Raw genomic sequence first — 2,736 nt, 5'->3', positions numbered from 1 at the left:
TTAGGCTATATAAAGTATCACTTGATCGGCATCACACAATTCTAGATATATTGTATTACAATTGAAGTCATTCCCTTATGATGAACACAGTTAAGTAACACTTAAAAGATTTAAACAGATTAGGAGATACACAATGAACTCTTTCTTTATTCTAGATGAAAACCCATGGGAAGAACTTGGCGGCGGCATTAAGCGTAAAATCGTAGCTTACACTGACGATCTTATGGCTGTTCATCTATGTTTTGATAAAGGCGCGATTGGTCACCCTCATACTCATGAGATTCACGACCAAATCGGTTACGTAGTTCGTGGTAGTTTCGAAGCTGAAATCGAAGGCGAAAAGAAAGTGCTTAAAGAAGGCGATGCTTACTTTGCTCGTAAACACATGATGCACGGTGCGGTTGCTCTAGAGCAAGACAGCATCCTTCTTGATATCTTCAACCCTGCGCGTGAAGATTTCCTAAAATAATGAATAGCGCAACCTCAGTTGCTAAGGTAAGCATATGAAATCATTAAACATCGCGGTCATTGGCGAGTGCATGGTTGAGCTACAAAAGAAACAAGACGGGCTTAAGCAAAGTTTTGGTGGCGATACACTAAATACAGCACTTTACCTGTCACGCTTAACTAAAGAGCAAGATATCAACACCAGCTATGTTACGGCATTAGGCACTGACCCATTCAGTACTGACATGTTAGAAAAGTGGCAATCAGAAGGTATCGATACTAGTTTAATTGCTCGACTTGATCACAAACAGCCAGGGCTTTATTACATCGAAACCGATGAAACTGGTGAACGTAGCTTCCATTACTGGCGTAGTGATGCTGCTGCAAAATTCATGTTTGACCAAGAAGACACTCCAGCTCTGCTTGATAAGCTATTCTCTTTTGATGCGGTTTACCTAAGTGGTATTACGCTAGCTATCCTGACAGAGCATGGACGTACACAGCTATTCACCTTCTTAGACAAATTTAAAGCGCAAGGCGGCCAAGTATTCTTCGACAATAACTACCGTCCAAAGCTTTGGGAAAGCCAACAAGAAGCGATTTCTTGGTACTTAAAAATGCTTAAGTACACAGATACAGCACTGCTTACGTTCGATGATGAGCAAGAGTTGTACGGCGACGAAAGCATTGAACAGTGCATTGCACGTACGTCTGAGTCTGGTGTGAAAGAGATCATCATTAAGCGCGGTGCAAAAGACTGCTTAGTTGTTGAAAGCCAGGGCGCTCAATACGTTGCACCAAACCCAGTAGACAACATCGTTGACACGACAGCGGCTGGAGACTCGTTCAGCTCAGGTTTCCTTGCTAAACGCTTGAGCGGTGGCAATGCTCGTGATGCAGCGTTTGCTGGTCATATTGTGGCAGGAACCGTAATTCAGCATCCAGGTGCGATTATTCCGCTAGAAGCGACGCCTGATCTGTCTCTATAATTAGATACTTTATATATTAATCAAGGGCTTGCTTTTTAAGCAAGCCCACAATTAACGTGAGAAAGAATTCATGACTACATTAAATGAACAACTAGCAAACCTGAAAGTAATCCCTGTAATCGCGATCAACCGTGCTGAAGATGCTATCCCCCTAGGCAAAGCACTCGTTGAAAACGGCATGCCATGTGCAGAAATCACACTACGTACAGAATGTGCAATCGAAGCGATTCGCATCATGCGTAAAGAATTCCCAGACATGCTAATCGGTTCAGGTACGGTACTGACTAACGAGCAAGTTGACGCATCTATCGAAGCTGGTGTTGATTTCATCGTTAGCCCAGGTTTCAACCCTCGTACAGTTCAATACTGCATCGACAAAGGTGTTGCGATCGTACCAGGTGTTAACAACCCAAGCCTAGTTGAGCAAGCAATGGAAATGGGTCTTCGTACGTTGAAGTTCTTCCCGGCTGAGCCTTCAGGCGGTACTGGCATGCTTAAAGCACTAACTGCGGTTTACCCTGTTAAATTCATGCCTACTGGTGGCGTGAGCTTGAAGAATGTAGACGAATACCTATCTATCCCTTCTGTACTTGCGTGTGGCGGTACTTGGATGGTTCCAACTAACCTTATCGACGAAGGTAAATGGGACGAGCTAGGCAAACTAGTACGTGATGCAGTTGAACACGTTAACGCTTAATCTGTTTTAGATTTGCTGATAAAGCCTCACTTCGGTGGGGCTTTTTGTTGTGTACGCTTTAGCTTACCGCTCCCACTAGGCGTTGGTATGGTCATTTACACTCAAGCGCTAATATATGCTAAAGCCCCTAGCTTTTGTCGTACAAACCTATCTACATTTAATTCACCACGCTACATCTAATTCACCACGAACCACTTTAACTTTCTCCTAAGCGCTCCACCACTTCCCCCTACTTATTGACCACTTTAATTCACTATTGCTAGGCCCCAACTCTCAAATGAGTAGCCAGCTTGCATTTTAAGAGCACTATTCGAACAAAATACTAGTTACCTTCACTGATATTGAAATCAAAAGAAACTATGGGCGGTGCTCCAGCTCATAAGAATCAAATAAGCACTTAAAAACAACAAGCTACCTCTGCGTTAACCACGTGATGGTTGATAATTATGTCGTAATTTTAATTATGAGAGCTGTCGCAAAATTGGGCTCATTTGTAGCACATTTGTTACGGTTATAACTAAAATCTTATGGGTGACCTTTGTTATTGTTTTTTGGTTTATATTGTAATACATATGTACATTTATTGGGTCGTTAAACATCAAA

The 2,736-nt window shown here is 42.5% G+C and carries 3 protein-coding genes; all 3 read left to right on the top strand.

Annotated elements, in window-relative coordinates:
- The first annotated feature begins 133 nt into the window (after positions 1–133).
- The 3 genes from A142_RS11465 (at position 134) to A142_RS11455 (ending at position 2,133) form a co-directional block, all read left to right on the top strand.
- Positions 134–469, top strand: a complete 336-nt coding sequence (locus A142_RS11465) for a cupin domain-containing protein (RefSeq protein WP_009846518.1) — start codon at positions 134–136, stop codon at positions 467–469.
- Positions 470–503: 34 nt separating this feature from the next.
- Positions 504–1,436: a sugar kinase gene (locus A142_RS11460; protein WP_019826847.1), complete on the top strand. Its 933-nt coding sequence runs from the start codon at positions 504–506 to the stop codon at positions 1,434–1,436.
- Between the two features lie 70 nt (positions 1,437–1,506).
- Positions 1,507–2,133 carry a bifunctional 4-hydroxy-2-oxoglutarate aldolase/2-dehydro-3-deoxy-phosphogluconate aldolase gene (locus tag A142_RS11455; RefSeq protein WP_019826845.1) on the top strand — a complete coding sequence of 209 codons (627 nt, stop codon included), beginning with the start codon at positions 1,507–1,509 and terminating at the stop codon, positions 2,131–2,133.
- Positions 2,134–2,736: the final 603 nt, after the last annotated feature.

It is taken from the genome of Vibrio splendidus 12E03, from assembly GCF_000272105.2.
GTDB classification, from domain to species: Bacteria; Pseudomonadota; Gammaproteobacteria; order Enterobacterales; family Vibrionaceae; genus Vibrio; species Vibrio splendidus_I.
This window is presented reverse-complemented; position numbering and strand designations above follow the sequence as displayed.

Excerpts from the sequence above, each read along its gene's own strand:
- A142_RS11455 (WP_019826845.1), top strand. The coding sequence starts at position 1,507 with ATGACTACATTAAATGAACAACTAGCAAACCTGAAAGTAATCCCTGTA.
- A142_RS11460 (WP_019826847.1), top strand. The coding sequence starts at position 504 with ATGAAATCATTAAACATCGCGGTCATTGGCGAGTGCATGGTTGAGCTA.
- A142_RS11465 (WP_009846518.1), top strand. The coding sequence starts at position 134 with ATGAACTCTTTCTTTATTCTAGATGAAAACCCATGGGAAGAACTTGGC.